The sequence below is a fragment of the Brevibacterium oceani genome, assembly GCF_013623835.1.
Lineage (GTDB): Bacteria > Actinomycetota > Actinomycetes > Actinomycetales > Brevibacteriaceae > Brevibacterium > Brevibacterium oceani.
In genome coordinates, this window is sequence record NZ_JABKDE010000004.1 from 81,488 (window position 1) to 103,145 (window position 21,658).

General features: G+C 65.8%; 20 protein-coding genes and 3 tRNA genes. 10 read left to right on the plus strand and 13 right to left on the minus strand.

The features are described 5' to 3' along the window. Positions 1-3: 3 nt before the first annotated feature. The gene (locus HK401_RS09780) at positions 4-1,449 is read right to left on the minus strand and encodes a sugar porter family MFS transporter (RefSeq protein WP_181274490.1); all 1,446 of its coding nucleotides are present in this window, start codon (positions 1,447-1,449) and stop codon (positions 4-6) included. A 224-nt stretch (positions 1,450-1,673) separates the two neighbouring features. Here HK401_RS09780 and HK401_RS09785 point away from each other — a divergent pair, with 224 nt between their 5' ends. Further along, positions 1,674-2,519 carry an isocitrate lyase/PEP mutase family protein gene (locus tag HK401_RS09785; RefSeq protein ID WP_181274491.1) on the plus strand — a complete coding sequence of 282 codons (846 nt, stop codon included), beginning with the start codon at positions 1,674-1,676 and terminating at the stop codon, positions 2,517-2,519. Here HK401_RS09785 and HK401_RS09790 read toward each other — a convergent pair. The 6 genes from HK401_RS09790 to HK401_RS09815 all read right to left on the minus strand — a co-directional run bounded on the left by HK401_RS09790 (position 2,504) and on the right by HK401_RS09815 (position 8,306). Beyond that, positions 2,504-2,989 (minus strand): hypothetical protein, encoded by a 486-nt coding sequence (locus HK401_RS09790; protein ID WP_181274492.1) that lies wholly within the window; start codon positions 2,987-2,989, stop codon positions 2,504-2,506. The two genes, HK401_RS09785 and HK401_RS09790, sit on opposite strands and share 16 nt — an antisense overlap. An 81-nt stretch (positions 2,990-3,070) precedes the next feature. Beyond that, positions 3,071-4,054 (minus strand): patatin-like phospholipase family protein, encoded by a 984-nt coding sequence (locus HK401_RS09795; RefSeq protein ID WP_181274493.1) that lies wholly within the window; start codon positions 4,052-4,054, stop codon positions 3,071-3,073. Positions 4,055-4,128: 74 nt separating this feature from the next. Next, positions 4,129-5,004 (minus strand): SDR family oxidoreductase, encoded by an 876-nt coding sequence (locus HK401_RS09800; RefSeq protein ID WP_181274494.1) that lies wholly within the window; start codon positions 5,002-5,004, stop codon positions 4,129-4,131. A gap of 153 nt (positions 5,005-5,157) precedes the next feature. Continuing rightward, positions 5,158-7,107: an acetate--CoA ligase gene (acs, locus tag HK401_RS09805; RefSeq protein WP_181274495.1), complete on the minus strand. Its 1,950-nt coding sequence runs from the start codon at positions 7,105-7,107 to the stop codon at positions 5,158-5,160. 108 nt (positions 7,108-7,215) lie between these two features. After that, positions 7,216-8,118, minus strand: coding sequence for a DUF418 domain-containing protein (locus HK401_RS21050; RefSeq protein WP_181274496.1), 903 nt, complete (start codon positions 8,116-8,118; stop codon positions 7,216-7,218). Then, positions 8,115-8,306, minus strand: a complete 192-nt coding sequence (locus tag HK401_RS09815; RefSeq protein WP_181274497.1) for a hypothetical protein — start codon at positions 8,304-8,306, stop codon at positions 8,115-8,117. Before HK401_RS09815 ends, HK401_RS21050 begins: the two co-directional genes overlap by 4 nt. 161 nt (positions 8,307-8,467) lie before the next feature. On the opposite strand from HK401_RS09815, the gene HK401_RS09820 reads away from it, so the two are divergent. Genes HK401_RS09820 through HK401_RS09835 form a run of 4 tightly spaced genes read left to right on the plus strand, consistent with a single transcriptional unit; the run spans position 8,468 to position 10,339 of the window. After that, the gene (locus tag HK401_RS09820; protein ID WP_181274498.1) at positions 8,468-8,722 is read left to right on the plus strand and encodes a hypothetical protein; all 255 of its coding nucleotides are present in this window, start codon (positions 8,468-8,470) and stop codon (positions 8,720-8,722) included. 16 nt (positions 8,723-8,738) lie between these two features. Then, positions 8,739-9,113: a VOC family protein gene (locus tag HK401_RS09825; protein WP_181274499.1), complete on the plus strand. Its 375-nt coding sequence runs from the start codon at positions 8,739-8,741 to the stop codon at positions 9,111-9,113. Between the two features lie 15 nt (positions 9,114-9,128). Further along, positions 9,129-9,707: a GNAT family N-acetyltransferase gene (locus tag HK401_RS09830; protein WP_181274500.1), complete on the plus strand. Its 579-nt coding sequence runs from the start codon at positions 9,129-9,131 to the stop codon at positions 9,705-9,707. Next, entirely contained in the window at positions 9,704-10,339 is a 636-nt protein-coding gene (locus HK401_RS09835) for an HAD family hydrolase (RefSeq protein ID WP_181274501.1), read from the plus strand. Before HK401_RS09830 ends, HK401_RS09835 begins: the two co-directional genes overlap by 4 nt. 68 nt (positions 10,340-10,407) lie before the next feature. Here the strand turns inward: HK401_RS09835 and HK401_RS09840 are convergent. From HK401_RS09840 to HK401_RS09850, 3 genes are all read right to left on the minus strand, one after another. Continuing rightward, positions 10,408-10,480: transfer RNA gene (locus HK401_RS09840), tRNA-Phe, on the minus strand. A 68-nt stretch (positions 10,481-10,548) separates the two neighbouring features. Next, positions 10,549-10,622: transfer RNA gene (locus HK401_RS09845), tRNA-Asp, on the minus strand. Positions 10,623-10,677: 55 nt separating this feature from the next. Then, positions 10,678-10,750 (minus strand) — tRNA-Glu (locus tag HK401_RS09850). A 178-nt stretch (positions 10,751-10,928) separates the two neighbouring features. Here HK401_RS09850 and HK401_RS09855 point away from each other — a divergent pair. Then, complete coding sequence (locus HK401_RS09855; protein WP_181274502.1) at positions 10,929-11,276, plus strand: metallopeptidase family protein; 348 nt, start codon at positions 10,929-10,931, stop codon at positions 11,274-11,276. Between the two features lie 208 nt (positions 11,277-11,484). Then, entirely contained in the window at positions 11,485-11,985 is a 501-nt protein-coding gene (gene ybaK / locus HK401_RS09860) for a Cys-tRNA(Pro) deacylase (protein WP_181274503.1), read from the plus strand. 6 nt (positions 11,986-11,991) lie between these two features. On the opposite strand, the gene HK401_RS09865 is transcribed toward ybaK, so the two are convergent. Further along, the gene (locus HK401_RS09865; RefSeq protein ID WP_181274504.1) at positions 11,992-12,603 is read right to left on the minus strand and encodes a YigZ family protein; all 612 of its coding nucleotides are present in this window, start codon (positions 12,601-12,603) and stop codon (positions 11,992-11,994) included. 103 nt (positions 12,604-12,706) lie between these two features. Between HK401_RS09865 and HK401_RS09870 the strand changes: the two genes are divergently transcribed. Then, a complete protein-coding gene (locus HK401_RS09870) occupies positions 12,707-14,071 on the plus strand; it encodes an aspartate aminotransferase family protein (RefSeq protein ID WP_181274505.1) in 1,365 nt (454 codons plus the stop codon). 62 nt (positions 14,072-14,133) lie between these two features. On the opposite strand, the gene HK401_RS09875 is transcribed toward HK401_RS09870, so the two are convergent. Then, positions 14,134-15,765, minus strand: coding sequence for an amidohydrolase (locus tag HK401_RS09875; RefSeq protein WP_181274506.1), 1,632 nt, complete (start codon positions 15,763-15,765; stop codon positions 14,134-14,136). Between the two features lie 81 nt (positions 15,766-15,846). Next, positions 15,847-17,574, minus strand: a complete 1,728-nt coding sequence (locus tag HK401_RS09880) for a thiamine pyrophosphate-dependent enzyme (protein WP_181274507.1) — start codon at positions 17,572-17,574, stop codon at positions 15,847-15,849. A 174-nt stretch (positions 17,575-17,748) separates the two neighbouring features. Here HK401_RS09880 and HK401_RS09885 point away from each other — a divergent pair, with 174 nt between their 5' ends. Both HK401_RS09885 and HK401_RS09890 read left to right on the plus strand, forming a co-directional pair. Further along, entirely contained in the window at positions 17,749-20,571 is a 2,823-nt protein-coding gene (locus HK401_RS09885; protein WP_181274508.1) for an aminotransferase class I/II-fold pyridoxal phosphate-dependent enzyme, read from the plus strand. Positions 20,572-20,595: 24 nt separating this feature from the next. Next, positions 20,596-21,624 carry a proline racemase family protein gene (locus HK401_RS09890; RefSeq protein WP_181274509.1) on the plus strand — a complete coding sequence of 343 codons (1,029 nt, stop codon included), beginning with the start codon at positions 20,596-20,598 and terminating at the stop codon, positions 21,622-21,624. Positions 21,625-21,658: the final 34 nt, after the last annotated feature.

Genomic DNA, 21,658 nt, shown 5'->3' on the forward strand with positions numbered 1-21,658 from the left:
TCCTTACTTCCTGCCGTACTTCGCTTTGAAATCCCGTTCGAACTGCGCGAGGTCCTTGTCCTTCGTCTCCGGCAGCAGGCAGGCGAGGAAGACGAAGGCGATCACGGCGATGCCGGCGAACATGCCGAAGGTCGCGGTCATGCCCATGCCCTGGATGAGCGGCGGGAAGAACTGGGCGACGACGGCGTTCATCATCCACAGGACGAACACGCAGATGCCCATCGCGAAGCTGCGGATCTTCATCGGAAAGATCTCCGAGAGCATCAGCCAGGTCAGCGGGCCGACGGTGCCCTGCATGGAGAAGACGAAGAGGACGAGGAAGGCGAGCACGGTCCAGGCCTGGCCGGGACCGGCCGGGACGAAGACCGCGGTGAGCGCGACGAGGGTATGGAAGAGTGCGATGAGTGCGTATCCGGTGAGGAACATGACCCGCCGAGGCAGCTTGTTGAGCAGGTACATGCCCAGCGAGATCCCGGCTAAGGAGAACACACCGTTGGCGATGTTGCCGATGATCGCCACCCCGGAGTCGAGGCCGGCGTTCGTCAGCAGCTGAGTGCCGTAGTACATCACGGAGTTGATGCCGGTGAGCTGTTGGAAGAAGCCGATGCCGACGCCGATGATGACCAAACGCATCACCCACCGGGTGCCGAGGTCGGACAGACCGCCGGTGGATTCCTTCGCATCCTCGGCGGCGAGGTGGGTGACCTCGGCGACCTCGGCCTCGGCGCGTTCGGGGGAGCGGACCAGTTTGAGGACGGCGAGAGCCTCCTCGGTGCGGCCCTGGGAGATGAGCCAGCGGGGACTCTCGGGTTGGAAGAGCATGCCCACGAGCAGGGCGATCGCCGGAGCCAGGGCGACGACCAGCATCCACCGCCAGATCGAATCGACGTGGCCGAAGAAGTTGAAGATCACCGCGTTGATGATGAAGGCCGCGAGCTGACCGCCGACGATCATCAGCTCATTGCGGGTGACGAAGCTGCCGCGCTTCTCCGACGGAGCGACCTCGCCGAGGTAGACGGGCACTGTCGCCGAGGCGCCTCCGACGGCGATCCCGAGGACGAAGCGGGCCCCGATGAGGAACGCGGCGCCGGGGGCGAGGACGCAGCCGAGAGTGCCGGCGATGAAGACGCAGGCCAGCAGCAGGATCGTCTTCTTCCGGCCCTGGGCGTCGGCGACGCGACCGCCGAAGACGGCGCCGAAGGCCGCCCCGACCATGAGTGAGGCGACGACGAGGCCTTCGGAGAACGACGTCAGTCCGAAGTCCTCACTGAGCGGTTCGAGGGCTCCGTTGACGACCCCGGTGTCATAGCCGAAGAGCAGACCGCCGAAGGTCGCGACGGTGGCGATGACGCCGAGGCGGTGGACCGGGCGGCCCGATCCCATGTGCGGCAGGTCGAACTTCGTGCTTGCGGCGGATGTCGACTGGCGACGCGGATATCCCGTTGACATGGACAACTCCTCTCCTTTCCAGTCCTAGCACACGGCGACCTGGTGCTGGGAGAGGGGTGGAGTCGCTTCGCCACCGCCCGAAGTGACAGCGACCTACGATGGAGCCATGACGAGGACATTCCCGGAATCGGCCCCGAACATCGCCGAGGCAGTCGAGCGGTGCGGATCACCGCGACCGGGCGCGAACGCCTCGACTGGGTGCTTGCTGTTGAGAGGAACCACCGATGACCATGCACGACAGCACGGCTGCTGACCGCAGAGCCGCAGAGTTCCGTGGGCTGCATACCCCCGGGGACCCGTTCATCCTGCCGTGCGCCTGGGATGTCGCCTCGGCCCGATTCTTCGCCGAGGCGGGGCACCGGGCCATCGGCACGACGAGCCTCGGTGTGGCAGCCGGAATCGGCGCCGCCGACGAGGATCGCGAGACGCTCACAGCGATGTCTGGACTGATCAGGGCGATGCGGGAAGTGCTGCCGGAGGGGCTGCTGACCTGCGATTTCGAAGACGGGTACGGTGACGGACCGGAAACCGTGGTCGAAACGCTCGGCAACAGCCTTGCCATGCCGGAGGGGGCGCCGCCGTGCCTGGCCGTCGAAGGAATCAACGTCGAGGACTCCGCCTTCGGCCGCCTGACCGAACCAGCGGCGCTGGCCGCGACGATCGCCGCGATCAAAGCGGCCTTCCCGGACCTGTTCGTCAACGCCAGGATCGACACGTTCTGGCTCGGCGGCGACGACCTCGGCGATGTGCTCACCCGAATCGAGACCTACGCCGTGGCGGGGGCGGATGGGATCTTCGTGCCCGGCAACCTCGACCTCGCTGCGATTCGGACGATCGTCGACTGCTCGCCGCTGCCGGTGAACGTTCTGGCGAGTCCTGATCTCCCGTTGTCCACGCTCGCCGAGGCAGGCGTGGCGCGGATCAGCACCGGCTCACTCCTCTACCGCACGGCCCTGAGTGCAGGACTGCGATCGCTGGCTGTTTTGGACAGTGGGCGACCCGCGGAGACGAAGAGCGTCCTGAGCTATCAGGACGTCGCGAACCCGAAGCGAGCTCAGTCCTCCTCATAGGAATCGTCGATGACTTCGGGCATCCCGTCGATGACCGAGACCTCTTCGGTTCCGTCGTCGGCCAGCGCGTCGACATCGAGGTCGTCGCCGTCGAGTTCGGCGACCTCGAAGTCGTCATCGCCTTCGGAGACCATCTCGTCGCCGACGCGATTTCCCTGCTCCGCTGCCGGAGACTGATCGGTGTTGAACTCGTCCGAGAGGTCGGGCGCCTCATTCTCGTCCTCCCAGCCTGCGTCGTCGACGAGCACATCGTCGGCACCTTCGATACCGGTTCCTTCGGGGCCGTCGGCACCGGGCTCGACGAAGGGCGCATCCTGTCCGTCGGGATCGGTCTCGAGGTCGGAGTCGAGATCCTCGGCATCGGCCTCGACCGCGTCGAGCTCCGGGTCGTCCAGTTCGTCGGCAGTCGGCTCATCGAGGGTGAGGTCGTCATCCTGCCACTGTGTCGGGTCAGTATCGAATTCGCTCATGGTCACTCCTTGCGACGACATCGGCTGAGAGAACTTCTCGGGCCCTCATTCTTACACGGAGTCCGCTGCCCCGGCCATGGGTCACTGCCGATCGAAGCGGTCCTTCCACTCCTGCCAGTCCCAGGTTTCGAGCAAATTCAGAGCCGCCTCGGTGCCGGAGTCGATGAGGTCGAGCTTGTCGGCAGTCGTCAGAGCGAAGTCCGTGCTGCTGTGATCGGCGGTGTCGACGAAGATCGTCCGCTCGGTCACCGAAGGCTCGTCGATGTGCCGACGGTCGTGGGCGTTGAGCATCGTCGAGACGAGCGAGCGGGCGAATTGGAAGGTGGTGGCGTTGGGCCGCCACTCGGTCGCGGCGGTGCGCCGTGCCGAGAGCATGACGCCGAAGGTCGGCCAGCGGGCCGGGCGCGCATCTTTGCGGTCGAAGACGTCGACGGGGAAGTTCGAGAGCAGACCGCCGTCGGCACCGAGCACCGACGATCCGCCCGCCACGCTCGCACGCGCAGCCAGACTGCGGGGACGGAAGAAGAACGGACTCGCGGCCGAGGCGCACACCGCCTCGGCGACGGACTGACTGTCCGCATCGACGCCGAGGGCCTCCTCATAGTCCCAGGGCAGGCGGAGCATGCGACCGCGGGAGACATCGGAGACGATGACGACGAGCCGAAAGCTGCGCTCCGGCGGCAGATCTCCCTCGGGATCGTGGAGTCGCAGGTCACCCCACGTGCGCACCCCTTGTTTCGCCAGAGCCTCGGCGAGGAAGTCGTGGAGGGCGTCACCGAGGTACATGCCTTTGTGGAAGAGCAGCCCTTGGACCCTGCCGAGCCACGGAACGAGACGGAACGCGGGGGAGAGGTCCTCGAAGTCGGAGAAGTCCTTCTCGAGCACCGTCTGCCGCAGCTCCGCCGGTGCGATCCCCGCCGCGGTCAGGGCACCGACGATCGCTCCGGCCGAGGCTCCGGCGATGCGATGGAAGGCATAGCCGACCTCGGCCAAGGCATCGACTGCTCCGACGAGGCCGGGCAGCTTCGCCCCTCCGCCTTCCAAGACGAGATCGGTCGTGGCCATGTCCCCTCCTCGTACATCGTCCCTGAACCCATTGTGGACCCGGGACGACGCAGCGGCGGGGAGCCGGGGACAGGTCAGCGAGTTCCGGCCACCTGCCGGGCCCGTGCCGCCGAGCCGCGTGCACGCCTCTGCTGCCCGCGACCGGTCCTGCCGGTGAAGTGATCCATGGTCTGATTGACACCGAGGAAGTCCATGACCTTGTCAAATGCTCGGGTCGGCAGCAGCCGTGCGCCGGGAACCCAGCGGACAAGGGAAGGCATGACGAGCTGTTCACGTCCGGATTCGACGGCGTCGAGGACGCGTGTGCTCACATCGGTCTCTTCGAGGATCGGCAGCAGCCGCGGGAACTTCGTCTGCACGCCCGCGAACATGCCGGTGTTGATGTAGAAGGGACATACGGCGAGGGTGTTGACGTGGCTGCCGTCGGCGCGGAGTTCTCCGCGCAGCGATTCGGTGAAGCCGACGGCCGCCCACTTGCTCGCCGAGTAGTCGGTCTGCCGAGCCACTCCGGTCAGGCCCGCGGCGCTGGCGATGGTGACCACGGAGCCGCGGTCGCGTTCGATCATGCCCGGCAGGAAAGCCCTCGTCGTCCAGTAGAGGGCGAAGGTGTTCACCTCGAAGACGCGCCTGATCGCCTCTTCGTCGTTCTCAAGGAGCTTCTTGCCGGTGACGATCCCTGCGCAGTTGATGAGGACGTCGATCGGACCCACCGGGGCAGCTGCGGCTTCGACCTGGTCGGCGTCGCCGACGTTGAGGGCGAAGGCCCGAGCGGCCGTGCCGCGAGCGGTGAGCTCGGCCTGCACGGCCTCTCCGCTGTCTGCTGAGAGATCCCAGATGATGATCTCGGCGGCTCCGCGGGCTGCAGCGTCGAGGGCCATGAGTCGGCCGATTCCGCTGCCGGCTCCGGTGATGAGCACCCGTGCGCCGGAGATATCGGTTCCACGCTTCATTCTTGTGCATCCTTGCAGTCGATGTCGGTTCAGAGGCTTCCGGACGCGGACACCGAAACGGTGACCCACTCAGAAGTTACTCAACAGTACATCAGTGTGACGTGGGTCACCGCAAGGGGGTGGGCGCTCGTTCCGGCATCCCACCAGGGGTGGTCAGCTCTCGGAGATGCCCTTCTGGATGAGATCCATCACCGAGGAGTCCGCGAGCGTCGTGACGTCGCCGACCTCGCGGTTCTCCGCCACATCCTTGAGGAGTCGGCGCATGATCTTGCCCGACCGGGTCTTCGGCAGATCGGGTACGAGCATGATCGATCTCGGGGTGGCGATCGCACCGATCGAGGACCGCACATGGCCCCGCAGTTCGGCCACGATGTCGTCACCGCCGTCTGCGGCGCTCTCCCGGAGGACGACGAAGGCCTCGATCGCCTGCCCGGTCAGCTCATCGCGCGCCCCGACCACAGCCGCCTCGGCGACCTTCGGATGCGCGACGAGCGCGGATTCGATCTCCGCGGTCGACATCCGGTGGCCGGAGACGTTGAGGACGTCGTCGACGCGACCGAGGACCCAGAAGTCCCCGTCGCGGTCGATCTTCGCTCCGTCCCCGGCGAAGTAGACGCCGGGGTACTGCGACCAATAGGTCTTATTGAACCGCTCCTCGTCTCCCCACAGGGTCCGCAGCATCGACGGCCACGGTTCCTTGATGACGAGGTAGCCGCCGGTGCCCGGTTCGACCGAGTTGCCCTCGTCATCGTAGACGTCGGCGACGATCCCGGGCAGGGGCCGCATGGCAGAGCCCGGTTTCGTCGCGGTCACGCCCGGCAGCGGGCTGATGAGGATGCTGCCGTTCTCCGTCTGCCACCAGGTGTCGACCACGGGGCACCGGTGGCCGCCGATGTGCTCGCGGTACCACATCCAGGCCTCGGGGTTGATCGGTTCGCCCACGCTGCCGAGCAGCCGCAGACTGCTCAGGTCGTGCTCGGCGGGAATGTCCCGGCCCCACTTCATGAACGAGCGGATCGCCGTCGGTGCGCAGTAGAGGATGGAGACCTTGTACTTCTCGACGATCTCCCACCAGCGGCCGCGATGCGGAGTGTCGGGAGTGCCTTCGTAGAGCACCGAGGTGGCCCCGTTGGCCAGCGGACCGTAGACGATGTACGAATGCCCGGTCACCCAGCCGATGTCCGCGGCCGTCCAATAGACGTCGGTGTCGGGTTTGATGTCGAAGACCGCCCAATGCGTGAACGAGGTGCCGACGAGGTAGCCGCCGGTGGTGTGCATGATGCCCTTGGGCTTTCCCGTCGTTCCCGAGGAGTACATGATGTAGAGCGGATGCTCGGAATCGAAGGCCTCCGGCGTGTGGGTCTCCGACTGCCGATCAACGACCTCGTGCCACCACAGATCGCGTTCGTCGTTCCAGTCGACGTCCTGGCCGGTGCGGCGGACGACGAGGACGTTGCGCACCTCGGGGCAGTCGGCCATGGCCTCATCGACGACGGACTTCAGGCCTGATGGCTTGCCCTTGCGGTAGCCGCCGTCGGCGGTGATGACGAATTCGACGCCGCAGTCCTTGACGCGGTCGGCGATCGCCGAGGCCGAGAATCCGCCGAAGATGACGGTGTGCGGTGCGCCGAGGCGGGCGCAGGCGAGCATCGCGAACACCGTCTCAGGGATCATCGGCATGTAGATGGCGACCCGGTCACCGGTCTTGACTCCCAGTTCGGTCAGTGCGTTGGCCGCCTTGGAGACCTCGCGGAGCAGATCGGAGTAGGTGATGGTGCGGGTGTCGCCGGGTTCGCCTTCGAAGTAGTAGGCCACACGGTCGCCGAGACCGTTTTCGACATGGCGGTCGACGCAGTTGTAGGCGGCGTTGAGCTTGCCGCCGACGAACCACTGGGCCACGGGCTCGTTCGACCAGTCGAGGACCGTGTCGAAGGCAGTGTCCCAGATGATCCGCTTCGCCTGTTCCTCCCAGTAGCCGAGGCGGTCAGCGGCTGCCTTGTCGTATTCGTCGGCCTTGGCATTGGCCTGTGCTGCGAATTCGGCAGGCGGATCGAAGGTCCGCTCCTCGTAGCTCAGCTCTTCGATGCTCGGATTGGTGGCCATCGGCTGCTCCTTTCGCGAAGCCTCACTGCATTGTGATCCGCGGATGCGAACGTGATTTCAACGTACTCCAGTTGTCGGTGAAATCAAGGGGGCAGCCTGGAAGGAGGGTCACGACCGAGAGGTCTCGGCGATGCGCAGCGGGGTGAGCTGCCAATAGGTGCCGCAGCGCCACACCCATTCGAGTGGGCCGTAGCGGAAGTGCCGCAGCCAGAACGTCGAGAAGGCACATTGGACGACGACGATGACGGCCCAGATGCCGAGTCCCAGCGGGGCGGAGATGTATCCGAGCGCGGTCAGCAGCGGGAGGACGAGCACACAGATGACGGTCTGACCCAGATAGTTCGAGAACGCCATCCGCCCGTAGAGGCGCAGGAATGACAGGCAGGCGCTCCCGACTGCGGTGCGGAGCAGAAGGATCAGGCCGGTGACGTACATGAAACCAGGAACGAGTGCGGTGCGGAAGGCGATCTCGTGTGCATCGGTCGTCCCGATCCCGGCGGCGCCGGTCCAGATCCAGAGGGGAATCGAGCCGACGAGGCTGAGGATGAACAGGCCGGTGACGGGCACACGCGTCGTCGCGGAATACAGGCCGAGGCCCGCCAGCCAGAATCCGAGCACCATGTGGCCGAGGGTCCTGGCGAACGACAGCAGTGGGGACAGCAGGGACGGAAGGTGGAGGTCGACGCCGCCGACGCTGGTGAGCAGCTGGAGCACGTCCGGGACGACCGCGGCCAGGACGCCGAGAGTGACGAATGACCACCTCGGCAGCAGGCTCAGGGGCAGAAGCAGGAGAGCGAGGACGCCGTAGGAGGCGAGCACGTCGATGCCGCCGAGGGCCGAGTTGATGAGGCCGGCAATGACGAGGATGATCATGCGGCGGACGTAGACCCACGTCGATCTGCCCTTCGCACGCAGTCGCGTGAGGAAGATGTGGACGCCGGTGCCGAAGAGGAAGGCGAAGACGAAGTGGAATTTTCCCGGGGCGACATCGCCGACGATCTGCCAGATCACCGCATCCGTGCCGACGGGATCCTCTGTCTGCCTGCCTGGTGGAGGAAATAGCTGATGTTGATGAGCAGAATGCCGGCGATGGCGATGCCGTGGATGACGTCGATCGAGACGATGCGGTCGGCCGGGCTCGAAGGCTGTGTCCGATCGGTAGGGGTATCTGGGGACTGGGGCGTCTGTTCATGGGTCACGCCGCGCCACGCTATCAGGCCAGGTTGCTTGTCGTATACGGTGAGCCTGATCATACCTAGGTGTTGTCGCCATCTGACTCCAGATGGCAGGGGCAGATGACCTCAGATCGTAGAACGGCAGTACTGTGATCAGATACACCTATCTGCGATTGGACCTGCCGATGGCTGAATCCACCGAAACCTTCGAGCACTGGTGCGAGGTCTGTGGGAAGACCGAGGTGATGTCCTCCGAGGAGGCGTTCCTCAAGGGTTGGGACTTCCCGCCTCGCATGGGGCAGTGGGGCGTTATCAGCCCGCGCACCTGCCCGACGTGTCCGATGAACAGCGCCGTCTGGTGGGCCCTGGCCATGGATGGTTTCGACGCGTGGCGCGATCAGACTCCGAATATGCCGTTATGCGCGGTCGCTTCGGTCTGAAAGAAGGGGTGTGTCGATGACCAGTCGTATTGGGGACCTCGTGGTCAAAACCCGCGACCCAGATCGGTTGAGCCGTTTTTGGTGCGCAGCGCTTGGGTACGAAGTCTCAGCCCGCGATCAAACGGGGGTCGCGATCTCTGGGGCAGCGAATGCTTCGACGATTCTCTTTGAGCGTTCGGACGATAATCCTGGAGATGGAGCCTTGCATCTCGACCTGTGTCCGACTGACCGCAGCCAAGCGGACGAGCTCGAGCGGCTCCTCTCTCTTGGTGCGAAACCAACGGACGTTGTGCCGTCAGGGTGCTGGCACGTTCTTGCGGATCCTGAAGACAATAAGTTCTGTCTCATGGCGAAACGTATCCCAGCGGAGCCTGCCGACTTTCATAACTGAGAAAGAGCCCGATCTGTGTCTGAAATAGAAATCGACTACGCAATTTTGAAGACTGCGGACGACCTGCCTCAGCCAGAGGAAGTTCGCGACCTCTACGCCACCGCTGCGACGGAGTCGCCACTGAACGAAACACCGCAGACCGCGCAGGTCTTCGCCGATCTCTATGCCACCGCGCTCGCACGCAACGATGTCGTCGGTGTCTGTGCGCGGCAGCAAGGGAGACTGGTCGCTTTCGCTTACGGGCATCCGTGGACATGGGAAGAACAACGCAACGAGTGGGGAGAGAACCTCAAGACCCGACTCGGCGAGCAAGCGTCTGCGATCGACGACACCATCGCGCTGTTTCTTCTCGCCCGCGACCCATCTGTGCAGCGTCGAGGCCTCGGGCGGGGAGTCCTCATGGAATGGCTCGAAGCGGTGCGAGACCAACCGACATGGCTCCAAACAACGGACATCGATACTCCCGCGCAACGGTTGTACCGTTCTGTCGGCTACAAGGAGATCGGTCATGGTCCTGAAGCCCCGAACAACGCCCCCAGCCTAGTCATGCTGAGACCGCGACAAGCGATCCGCCCGAGGGCAAACACAGCATGAGCCACGCAATTCAGGGCATTCGCGTCATCGTCTTCGATGTCGGAGAAACACTGATTGACGAGAGTCGACTATGGGCCGCAAACGCACTGAAGGCAGGGGTGACACCGTTTGTGCTGATGGCTCAGCTCGGGTCGCTCATTGAGCGCGGACTCGACCATCGGCGAGTGTGGTCGGAGTTGGGAGTCGAGCCACCGTCGAACCGCGAGCAAATCACCGCCGGCGACTTCTACGCTGACGCACTTCCGTGCCTCAAAAAGGCGAGATCTCGAGGCTTCGCAGTTGGGATTGCTGGCAATCAGCCATTAGGCGTAGTGGAGCAGTTGTCCTCACTGGGATGCGACGCCGATTTCATTGCTTCTTCGTCTTCGTGGGGAGTGGCGAAACCCTCGCCAATCTTGTTTGAGAAGCTTGTCGAAGAGGCGGGTGCCCCGGCCGACGAAATTCTGTATGTCGGTGATCGTATCGATAACGATATCGAGCCCGCCCATCGGGCTGGCATGCGAACGGCGCTCATCGTCCGTGGTCCATGGGCCCACATTCACCGAGATCGTTGTTCAGCGCGGTTGGCAGACCTCCACCTGGAATCGCTCAAACAACTTCACGCCGTACTGGAGAAGGAGAAGCTCAATTAAGCAGCCAGGACCCCCGATTGCCGCTTATGCCCGGATAAGCGAAAACCCCCGCCGAAGCGGGGGTTTCGTGGCTCCGACCGGCGTCGATCCGGTGACCTTTCGATTTTCAGTCGAACGCTCTACCAACTGAGCTACAGAGCCAAACCGTCAGTGAACCGAAGTCCACTGAGAGAAACAAAGGTCCTTCCGAAGAAGAACCTTGTGCTCCGCGACCCTGACCGGACTCGAACCGGCGACCTCCGCCGTGACAGGGCGGCGCGCTAACCAACTGCGCTACAGGGCCTAACTGGTGTAACTAGTGTATCCGTTGTGGTGTCGGACTTTCCAATCCTACACCGTACCCCCAACGGGATTCGAACCCGTGTCGCCGCCGTGAAAGGGCGGTGTCCTAGGCCTCTAGACGATGGGGGCCTAGTTTGCTCTCGGATTCCCCGTGGGCAACGACGTTAAGCTTATCCCACCCGATTCGCGGAATGCAAAACGAAATCGAGTGTCCTCGGTCACAGAGCCGAGGCGGTGTTTTCCAACCTTTGGGAGGGCCGCCTCGGCGAGGGGATTCGACCTCCTCCCGACGACTAGAGTGGAGGGTATGGAGGCCCTGACTGACGATGAATTCGAGACGATCCTCGACGAGGCCCTCGACCTGCTGCCGGTCGGGGTGACCGAACAGCTCGACAACGTCGCCCTCTTCGTCGAGGACCGGCCGGAGAACGGCGACCGTCACCTGCTCGGCCTCTATGACGGAACGCCGATCGGCGAACGCGGGATCCAGGGGCTGGAGATGCCGGACACCATCTTCATCTATCGCGACAACCTCGTCGACTTCGCCGAGGACATCGATCACCTGCGCGAGGAGATCGTTATCACCATCGTCCACGAGATCGCCCACTTCTACGGCATCGACGACGACCGGCTCCACGAACTCGGCTGGGGCTGAGGCTCCGCCGGCGACAACACTACCGATCGGTTACAACCGATGACGGCAATTGGCGCTCGCGACTCCACTTCGCCTATTGTGGGCGGGTAACCCATCAGCACAGATACAACGATTTCCGTCCGTATCGACGCGTGGACGCAGGGTCGAACCGACCCGGGGCAGCGCCCGAGTGTTCCGCGTTTCTGCGGGCAGGAGGCACTACCCCCTTATGACAGTTGCATCAAAATCGACAGGCGCGGCTACCCCGGCCGTACGAGTGCTCAACCTGGCAGGCATCGACTACAGCCTGCGCAGCTTCGATCACGATCCCGCCACTCGCCGGTACGGTTCGGAAGCCGCCGATAAGCTCGGTGTCAGCTCCGACCAGGTGTTCAAGACCCTGATGATCCAGGTTGACGGAGCCCCTGTGACCGCGCTCGTCCCGGTCTCCGGACAGCTCGACCTCAAGGGCCTCGCCTCGGCCCGGGGAGCGAAGAAGGCCCAGCTCGCCGGCGTCGCCGAGACCGAACGTCGCACCGGCTACCCCGTCGGAGGCGTCTCCCCGTTCGGGCAGCGCCACGCCGTGCCGGTCGTCATCGATCGCACCGCACTCGACCACTCCGCCGTGTTCGTCTCCGCCGGCCGCCGCGGCCTCGAGATCGAGATCCGCCCCGAGGATCTCGTCATGCTCACCAATGCGCAGGTCGCGAAGATCGCCGCTCTCGACTGAGGCCCTTCACACCCATTCGACCTCACCGACGGACGGCTCTGCCCGACCGGCGGTGAGGTCGGCGTACATCGCCAACGCCAGCTCCACCTCGGCGACGGGGACGAGAATATCGAGCCCCACCTGACCGCCGTAATCGGCCCGCGTCGTCCACCCCCGGTTCGCGGCCGCGCGGTCGAGGGCATTCGCCTGGGCATAGTCGACGTCCGCGCGCACCGGGACCAGCTCATGTCGTGTGATGATCGATGCATCACCCACCGCCTCCGAGGTGGCCTGACCGTATGCGCGCACGAGCCCGCCCGCACCGAGTAAGGTCCCACCGAAATACCGGGTGACGATCGCGACGACATACGTGAGATCGTGCCCGGTGAGGACATCGAGGATCGGCGCTCCCGCGGTCCCGGCCGGCTCCCCGTCATCGCTGAAGCGCTGCGTCCGCGAGTCCGGGTCGAGGACGAACGCCGTGCAGTGGTGGCGGGCCTTCGGATAGGCGGCGCGCACCTCGGCGATGGTCTCCCGGGCCTCTGATTCATCGGCTGCGGGGGAGAGGTAAGCCAGGAATCGGGACTTCTTGATCTCGATCTCGGCCTCGGCGCTGCGGGCGATCGTCCGATACGACATGGTCGTCACTGTAGTCGAATGTCCACCGCAGTCGAATGTGTTCTACGATGTGCCCACGGGCGCGGATCACGCGCTCAATCCCCTCCCCGGCGAAAGGGTGACAATGGTGCACCAAGCAGGCGACGATGAACTCGCAGCGATCAAGACCGAATCCGTCCGAGCCCGCGAGCTCGACCGCGCGCACGTCTTCCATTCGTGGTCGGCGCAGCGACTCATCGACCCACCTGTCGTGTCCCGCGCATACGGGTCGACCATCGTCGACGGTGAGGGCAACGAACTCCTCGACTTCTCCTCGCAGCTGGTGAACACGAACATCGGCCACCAGCACCCGAAGGTCGTCGCCGCGATCAAGGAACAGGCGGACCTGTTGTGCACGATCAGCCCGGCCACCGTCAACGCCGCCCGATCGGAGGCCGCACGGCTGATCACCGAGCGCACCCCGGCCGGGCTCGACCGCGTGTTCTTCACCAACGGCGGAGCCGATGCGAACGAACACGCCATCCGCATGGCCCGCCTGCACACCGGGCGGCGCAAGATCCTCTCCCGGTACCGGTCCTACCACGGCGGCACGCAGACCGCGGTCAACGTCACCGGTGACCCGCGCCGCTGGGAGAACGAGACCGGCGAATCGGGGTTCGTCCACTTCTTCGGCCCCTTCCTCTACCGCTCGGAATTCCACGCGACCACCGAGGCGGAGGAGACCGAGCGGGCGCTGCACCACCTGCGGCGGACCATCGAACTGGAAGGTCCGTCAACCGTTGCCGCGATCATCCTCGAATCCATTCCCGGCACCGCGGGCATCATGATTCCCAGCCCCGAGTACATGCAGGGAGTCCGAGCGCTGTGCGATGAGTTCGGGATCGTGCTCATCGCCGACGAGGTGATGGCCGGGTTCGGTCGCTCGGGCAAGTGGTTCGCCTTCGAGCACTTCGACATCGTCCCCGACCTCATCACCTTCGCCAAGGGTGTGAACTCCGGGTACGTGCCGCTCGGCGGGGTCGTCATCAGCGACGACATCTTCGAGACCTTCGCCGAACGCGTCTACCCCGGCGGGCTGACATACTCAGGCCATCCGCTGGCCTGCGCGGCGGCCGTGGCGACCATGAATGCGATGGCCGATGAAGGCATGATCGAGCATGCTGCGCATATCGGCGAGACCATCATCGGACCGCGTCTGGCCCAGATCGCGGAGAACTCGAAACACGTCGGCGAGGTTCGCGGAACCGGCGCGTTCTGGGCGATCGAACTCGTCTGGGACAAGGAGTCCAAGGAACCGCTGGCCCCCTATGGCGGCGGGTCTCCCGAGGTCGCCTCGGTGGTGGGCGCACTCAAGGAGCACGGAGTCGTGCCGTTCAACAACTACCACCGGCTGCACGTGGTGCCGCCGATCAACATCAGCGAAGAGGACCTCGAACGCGGCCTCGGCGTCTTCGAGAAGGTCCTCACCGACCTCGACTTCTCCCGCTAGTTACTACCTGACGGCGGCCCAGCACCCTCGCGCGAGGTATCTGGGCCGCCGTCGGGTAGCAATTAGGGGAGTTGGTGGGTGTAGGTGCCGCCTAGGACCGTGGCCCGGATCGGGATCTTTGAGATCTCTTCGGGGGCGACGTTGCCTGGGTGCGTCTCCAAGGCGACGAAGTCCGCGAGCTTGCCTCGGCTCAGCGTTCCCTTGTCCTGGCCCTGTCCCGAACCGGCTGCGGCGTTCACCGTGTAGGCCGCGATCGCCTCGTCGACGCTCAAGGACTCGACGGCCGATCCCATGACGTCGCCCTCACGGGTGGCGCGGGTGACGAAGGCTTCGATCCCGCGCAGCACGTTCCCGTCCGCACACGGCCGGTCCGAGCTGCCGGCCAGCAGAACACCGGCATCGACGAACGACTTCGCGCGATAGAGCAGCCTGCGCCGCTGCGGCCCGAGCGACCTGTTCATTCCGTCTCCGATGCCGTCGGCGAACGCGGCCTGCGGGGTGACGACGATCCCGTGCTCGGCCAGGGTGGCCAGATGCTCGTCGTGGACCATCGCGGCATGTTCGATCCTGTTGGGCACGGCCCGCCGACCGTATCGGTTCTGCGCGTCGACGATGTTCTCAATCGCCGCATCCACGGCGGCATCGCCGATCGCATGCACCGCGACCGACCAGCCGGAGGCGTAGGTGTGAAGAATCTGCTGACGCAGCACCTCGGGATCGTCCTGCAGATACCCGGGATGGTCCTTGCCCGCATAGTTCTCCCGCATCGCAGCAGTCTCCCCGGACATCGCCCCGTCCATGAAGAACTTGACCGGACCGATCGAGAGCAGATCATCGCCGAGGCCGGTGCGCAGTCCCGCATCGAGACCGATGCCGAATCCGTCGGCCGAGTTCGCCGCGATCGGATGGAGACCGTCGGCCTGCGGCATCAGCTGGGCACGGGCCCGCAGCTTGCCCTCCTCCCGCGCCCGCAGGTACGCGGAGATCTCGATGGGGGAGTGCCCGATCCAGCCATAGGCGATGCCGCACTCACCGAACGAGGTGATGCCTTCCTTCGCGTAGTACGCGGTGGCCAGATCGATCGCCTCGACGAGGGTGTCGAGCGAATACGGGCGGATGAGATCCTGCACCAGCGCCTGCGCCGTCTCCTCGAGCAGCCCGGTGGGATGCCCGGCCGCATCACGGACGACCTTGCCGCCGACAGGCTCCTCGAATCCTTCGGCGAGGATGCCCGCCCGCCGCATCGCCTCGGTGTTGACGATGGCGGCATGCCCCGAGGTCTGCCGCATGAACAGCGGCCGGTCCCCGGTGATCTCGTCGAGCCGGGCCAGATCCGGGTACTGACCGTCGTAGTCGCGGTGGGCATACCCTGTCGCGTTGATCCATTCCCCGGCCGGCGTCGTCGCCGCGGCCTGCTCGAGTTCGGCGTAGACGTCGGCCAGTCCGCCCGGCAGCGCCGTGACGTCGACCGATGCGAGCGTGAGTCCGAACCAGGCGGTGTGGCAGTGGGCGTCGTGGAAGCCCGGCAGCACGCTCGCCCCGCCGAGTGATTCGACCCGGTCGGCGCTGATGCCGTCGAGTTCCTCGTCGAAGCCGACGATCCGGGAGTTCAGCACCCCGATCTTCCTCGCACGCGGCCTGGCCGGGTCGAGGGTGTGGGCGTCGAGGTCGGTGAAGATCGCGTCGATTCTCATGGCTCCACCTTAGTCAGGAACGCACGCGTGCGAGCCTGGCGTCCACGACCGGGACCAGTGTCCTCGTCTCAGCGTCCACGTTCACGGCAGGCGGGCGCCGCGGATGTCCGGATCGGTCAGGCAGTGGACGAGCGAGAGCCCCTCGTGCTCGACGGCGCGAGCGAACGCGTCGCGGAAGTCCTCGGTCCGCTCGACCCGGATCCCGAGCCCGCCGAAGGCGGTGGCCATGGCGGCGAAGTCCGGGTTGACCAGCCCCGTGGCCGTGGCCCGGCCCGGGTATTCGCGGTCCTGGTGGCCGCGGATCGTGCCGTAGACCGCATTGTCGTTGACGACGACGGTGATGTTCGCCCCGTACTGGACGGCGGTGGCCATCTCCTGGCCGTTCATGAGGAAGTCCCCGTCCCCGGCGATGCAGAACACCGCCCGCTCGGGGTGGACGAGCCCGGCGGCGACCGCGGCCGGCAGCCCGAATCCCATCGATCCGTTCCGCGGACCCAACGCCGAGGGGAATCCGTGCGTGGGCAGGAACCGCGTCGCCCAGCCGGAGAAGTTCCCCGCCCCGTAGGTGACGATCGCATCATCCGGCAGCAGGTCCTTCACATGGACGAATGCTTCGTCCATGTCGACATACGCCGCCGAGGCGGCCGACCCGTCCGTGGGCGCGTGGACCTGCGGCTGCCGCCAGGTGTCGAGTTCGGCTCGGGCGTCGACGACCCAATCCGGCAGCGGCACGGCGTCCTCCGCCGCCTCGGACAGGGCATCGCCGAGCGGCGGTTCGTCGATCGACCCGTCCGAGGACACCGAATAGGTCCGGGTCCCGTCCTCGGTGAACAGCGCCTGGGCGAAGCGGGACACCGAGGTGACGATGTGCTGGTCGAGGCGTCCGAAGTGGCCGTGGGCGTCGGGGTCGGGGCCGATGACGACGGTACGCTGATCGGTGCCGATGCTGAATCCGTTCGTGGCCACATCGGTGCGCACACAGCCTAAGAAAATGTGCAGGTCCGCCTCGGCGAGGGTCTGCGTGGCCACCGGGGCGGCACCGAAGCCGAGGATGCCGAGGAAGTTCGGGGAATCGTGGTCGATGCCGTCGTAGGCGCGGAAAGTCCCGAGCACGCCGAGCCCGCGGTCGCGGGACCACTGCGCGATGCGTCGGGAGGTTCCCGGTGACCAGTCCTCGCCGCCGATGATGAGCACGGGACGGTCGGCGGCGGTGATGCGGGCCCGCAACTCCGTGACGTCCCCGGCGTACGGGGAAGCCGAACTGTGCACTCGCGGCGGGAGCACGGTCCCGGCACTCGGGCGCACGAGCACGTCCTCGGGCAGGCCGATGACGACGGGACCCGGCCGACCGGTCACGGCGGTGTGCATGGCGTCGGCGACCACCTCGGCGGCCTTGTCGGGGTCATCGAGGGTGAGCACCTTCTTCGCGGTCGAGGAGAACCAACCGTGCAGGTCGAACTCCTGGAAGGCCTCCCGGTCGCGATGATCGGTGGGGATGAGGCCGACGAAGACGACGAGCGGGGTCGCATCCTGGTACGCGGTGTGGATGCCGACCTTGACGTTGGCGGCACCGGGCCCGCGGGTGACCATGGCGATGCCGGGGATCCCGGTCATCCGGCCCTCGGCCACGGCCATATAGGACGCCCCGCCCTCCTGGCGGCAGACGACGGGCAAGATGGAGGAGTCGTGGAGGCCGTCGATGACGTCGAGATAGGATTCGCCGGGAACGAGGTAGGCACGGCGGACCCCGTGCGCTTCGAGCTCCTCGACGATGAGGTGGCCGGCGGAAGGCGACGCTGAGGTGTCCATACTCCATGCTTATCATTCTTTTGTCTCATGTGGTCCCCACCCGGCGCATTCGCTCGTGCAAGGCCGTAAGATCGGGCAACAACGGAATCAGTGCGGCCCGCCGCCTGAGCCCGTGGGCAGGGAATCGTCGCCGATCAGGCGGCGAATGACGATTGACAGCCAGGAGGCTCACGCATGACCGGCATCGACTCCGACCATCCATCGGCTTCGGCGATCTCCACCACCGGCGACGGTGTGGCAGGTCGGCGCGGGCGGAGTGGATTCCAGTCGAAGCCGCGCAAGGCCAAGCTCGAACGGGACCCGGGGATGCCGGCGAGCACCTGGCGCCTGCGCTCGGACGCGTGGGAGTACCTGAAGTTCGCGATCAAGCGTCTGGCCGCCAGCGGCGGGGACTTCTCGATGATCGCCGAGGACGGGGAGGTCTGGCGATCGCTGCGCTCGCTCAAGACCATCGAACTCTACTGGGGCGGATTCGGGCAACGCTACGTCGAGGACATCACGGATCTGCTCTCGGACGGCGAATTCGATCGGGCCCACGACATGATCACCCGAGCGGTCAACCGGCTGCGCGGCACCACCGTGCCCGATGTCGGCGAAGACGACCTCACCGAAGAGGAACGCGCCGAACTCAAGGACCGACAGGACTCCCGCCCCCGCTTCGAGGTCCTCATCGTCGACGAGACGACCGAGGGCGGTCGCGATGAGCTCCACTCCGATCTGCTCAAGCTGCGCAACCCCACAGACCAGTTCATCTACGACTACGTCATCGTCCCGACCGCCGACGATGCCGTCGCCGCGGCCCTGACGAACCCGAACCTGCTCGCCTGCGTCATTCGCCCCGGCTTCACCGACGAGACCCGTGAGGTCCTCAGCCGCGACCTCCGCGACGCCGTGGCCTTCGCCCACCAGACGACCAAGGCTATGCCCACCGGCCCGATGAGTCCGCTGAACTCGGTGCGACGGGTGCTGCGGCTGGCCGATACGCTGGCGAATCTGCGCCCCGAACTCGACCTCTACCTCATGGCCGGTGCGCACATCGAAAGCCTCGCCGGGGCCCTGACCCACCGGTTCCGCCGGGTCTTCCGCCGGGAGGACCAGTTCGAGCTCCACCTTTCGCTGCTGCGTCGGCTGCAGCATCTCTACGACACACCGTTCTTCACCGCGATCCGTGAACACGCCCGCCGACCGGCCGGTGTCTTCCATGCCCTGCCCGTCTCCCGCGGCGGATCGGTCGTCGGGTCGAAGTGGATCGGGGACTTCGTCGACTTCTACGGACTCAACCTGCTGCTCGCGGAGTCCAGCGCCACCTCGGGGGAATTGGACTCGCTGCTGGCTCCGGTGAACACGCTGAAGAAGGCGCAGCTGCTGGCTGCCCGCGCCTTCGGAGCCAAGCGCACCTACTTCGTGACGAACGGGACGTCGACGGCGAACAAGATCGTCCACCAGGCCGTGGTCTCACCCGACGAGGTCGTCATGGTCGACCGCAACTGTCACAAGTCCCACCACCATGCGCTCATGCTCACCGGCGCCAGGACCGCGTACCTCGAGGCCTACCCGCTCAACGACTTCGCGTTCTACGGGGCGGTGCCGCTGAGCCGGATCAAGCAGCTGCTGCTCGACTACCGCGCCGCCGGCCGCCTCGACGAGGTGCGGATGATCACCCTGACCAACTGCACCTTCGACGGCATCGTCTACGACCCGTACAAGGTGATGTCCGAATGCCTGGCGATCAAACCCGACCTCGTCTTCCTCTGGGACGAGGCCTGGTTCGCCTTCGCCCGCTTCCACCCGGTCACCCGTAAGCGCACCGCGATGGTCGCGGCCGAACGCCTCGAGGAGACCCTGTCCACCGACGCCCATGCCGCGGCGTATCGGGAGCAGCGCGAGCGCCTGTTCGACCCCGAGACCGGGCAGCCGACCTCGGATGAGGCGTGGCTGGAGGAGGATCTGCTGCCTCCTCCGGATGCGACGATCCGCGTGTATGCGACGCAGTCGACGCACAAGACGCTGACCGCGCTGCGCCAGGGATCGATGATCCACGTCTACGATCAGGAGTTCGCCACCGGGGCCGAGGAGGCCTTCCACGAGGCGTACATGACGCACACCTCGACCTCGCCGAACTATCAGATCCTCGCCTCCCTCGACCTGGGCCGCCGACAGGTGGAGATGGAGGGCTTCGCACTCGTGCAGAAGCAGCTCGATCTGGCGATGAGCCTGTCCTCGGCGATCGCGCGGCACCCGCTGCTGAAGAAGACGTTCAAGGTCCTCACCGCCGCCGACCTCATCCCGGCCGAGTACCGGGTCACCGAGCGGACGATGCCGCTGCGTGATGGTCTGGCGACGATGTGGGACGCGTGGGTGAAGGACGAATTCGTCGTCGATCCCAGCCGCATCACCGTCGAGATCTCCGGCACCGGCGTCGACGGGGACACGTTCAAGCACGAACATCTCATGGACCGCTACGGCATCCAGGTGAACAAGACGAGCCGGAACACGGTGCTGTTCATGACGAACATCGGCACCTCCCGGTCGGCCGTGGCCTACCTCATCGAGGTCCTCGTCAAGCTCGCCGGGAAGTTCACGGACCCGCATGAGCTGCAGGCCCAAGATGCGCTGACCGAGCCGGCCGCGGTGATGCCTCCGTTGCCGGACTTCTCCGCCTTCGCACCCGACTACGCCGCCGAGGTGCCGGCCGAGGATCCGTCGAAGCAGCTGCCCGACGGTGACCTGCGCACCGCCTACTATGCGGGTCTGCGCCGACAGAACATCGAGCATGTGCTCCCGCACGAACTGCGCCGTCGCATCGATGGAGGGGAGAAGCCGGTCTCGGCCGGGTTCGTCACCCCCTATCCGCCGGGATTCCCGGTACTCGTGCCCGGGCAGGTCATCACCGCCGAGGTGCTCGACTTCATGTCCGCGCTCGACACTCGTGAGATCCACGGCTACGAGGCAAGGCTCGGGTACCGGGTGATCCTGCCGGAAGCCATCGAAGGCTGAGCGAGACGGCAGAGCTGATCACGCATGCGTACGAATCGACTCATCCAGACCGTCGAGGCCCACTCCGAGGGGCTGCCCGTCCGCGTCGTCACCGGGGGAGTGGGTGCGTTCCCCGGTTCGTCGATGGCCGAGCGGCGGGAGCGGTTCATCGAGCATTCCGATGATCTGCGCACCTTCCTCATGTGCGAACCGCGCGGCCACGGCTGGCTCTCAGGAGCGATCCTGCAGCCGCCGACCCGGACCGATGCCGACTGGGGAGTGCTCTTCATCGAGGTCACCGGGGTGCTGCCGATGTGCGGTGCCGGAACCATCGCCGTGGCCACTGTCCTCGTCGAGACCGGGATGGTCCCGGTGACCGAGCCGGTGACGACGGTGCGGTTGGATGCCCCGATCGGGCTCATCACCGCCGAGGTGGCTGTCCGTGAGGGCCGCGCCGAGGCGGTCACCATCACCAACGTCGCTTCCTATGCGCACGCCCTTGACCAGGTCGTCGAGGTGCCAGGCCACGGAAGGGTGCCATGTGACATCGGCTTCGGTGGGAACTTCTACGCCTTCGTCTCCGCCGCCGAGGTGGGGATCCCGTTCGAGAGGGACCGTTCCGAAGAGTTCATCGCCGCCGGACGCGAGATCATGGCAGCGGTGAACGAGCAGCTGTCACCGGTGCACCCTGAAACCGGCTACCGGGGGTGTGAGCATGTCGTGTTCCTGGCGCCGGAGTCGGGCGTGGAGACGGGTGCGGACGCGGACGAGCCCGCACCGAACGCCCGCCACGTCCTCATCAACCATCCCGGGTGGCTCGACCGTTCGCCGGGCGGCACCGGCACCAGCGCGCTTATGGCCGTCCGGCATGCGCGCGGGCAGTTGGCGCTCGACACGGACTTCGTCAACGAGTCCTTCATCGGCACCTCGTTCACCGGACGACTGATCGAGGAGACGAGCGTCGGGGAGCACGTGGCGGTGGTGCCGACGATCACGGGGAGCGCGTGGCTGACCGCGACCTCGCAATTCATGCTCGACCCCAGCGACCCGTTCCCCGCCGGCTTCACCCTCTGACACAACTTGGGCGGAGCTCCACCTCGCCGACCGC